The sequence below is a fragment of the Synechococcus sp. WH 5701 genome (assembly GCF_000153045.1).
Lineage (GTDB): Bacteria > Cyanobacteriota > Cyanobacteriia > PCC-6307 > Cyanobiaceae > Regnicoccus_A > Regnicoccus_A antarcticus.
Map to the genome: position 1 here is coordinate 1 of NZ_CH724162.1, position 1,243 is coordinate 1,243.

General features: G+C 45.7%; 1 protein-coding gene. It reads right to left on the reverse strand.

Annotated elements, in window-relative coordinates:
• Positions 1-77: 77 nt before the first annotated feature.
• The coding region (locus tag WH5701_RS17810; RefSeq protein ID WP_198005228.1) for a hypothetical protein at positions 78-1,243 on the reverse strand (1,166 nt) is incomplete at its 5' end.

The following is a 1,243-nucleotide window of genomic DNA, read 5'->3' on the forward strand; positions in this document are numbered from 1 at the left end:
ACTAGAAGTAGCGTCCAATGATGTCTTGCTAGATTGCTTTTTAGGAGGGCTCGGAGAGTCATTCTCCAAGCCAGGAATTAATAACAATCCATCATCTGAACCGTCTTTCTGCTCAGGTGGATCAGTGACATTAAGGGGTTTTCGATTAGCCCTTCTACTTCTTTCACTTCACTCACCACCTTCTCCTTCAGTTCCTCTTCTCCAATTGATGGCCACTCCTCTTCCTCTTTAACTTCACTCAACACCTCCTCCTCCTTCAATTCCTCTACACCGATTGATGGCCACTCCTCTTCCTCTTTAACTCCACTCATCACCTCCTCATTCAACTCGTCTACACCGATTGATGGCCACTCCTCTTCCTCTTTAACCTCACTCACCACCTCCTCCTTCAATTGGAGAGGAGAGACCACCTCATCCGTAATGTCAATAACCTCTGTTAATTGAATCTCATCAGCAGTGTCTTGAGCAGGTGAAACAGGAGATGGCAAGTCAATTGGTTGTTGATTAACAGCTTCCAAGGATTTCGCAGGCAAAAACGGCAAGCTAGATGCCGAACTACTAGGAGCCTTAGCAACAATCAACTGATCTATACCAACAGCTGAAAGTTTATTATCAACATTATTTACACTTTTAGATGCATCAAGTGGACACGACAAAAGCTGCTCACGAGATAGCAAACCCAAGCCAAGACCTACCAGACGACCTAAACCAGCTTGAACCAATACATCGTCAAGTGAAAAGCCCGACACACCGAGTGACAAGAGAGGGCGATGCAGCTGGACAGGGAGCCCCAAGCTTTCTTGTAATAAATTCGCTAGTAATGGATGCGCACTGTTGATTCCAGCAAGCTGCAAACAACGAATCTCACAACCTGGGCATAGTTCATAAAAGCGTTGTAGAGACCTCTTAAAATCAGCTACTAAAACTCTTAAGTCCAGCTCAGAAAGTGGCAAATAGCGTTCATCATTCACGACGAACGACTCAGCAGAAAGACCTGAATCGAGTGCCGTTACGACCTGATCCTCATCAAGCTCAGGATCTGGAAAATCCCGTATGGCAGACAATCGTTCAAAAGCCAAAAGGCCTGAACATGTCACCAATAACAAGTCACTACTATTCGGAAGTAGCTCCAATACCAAATCGACCTGATGAGAGGGCAAGACCGTGAAATCCAGTGCCATGGCACGCAACTGGCTTGAGTTCCCCAACTCAAGTAGCTGCAGCTCAAAGTCTGCAATTTGTA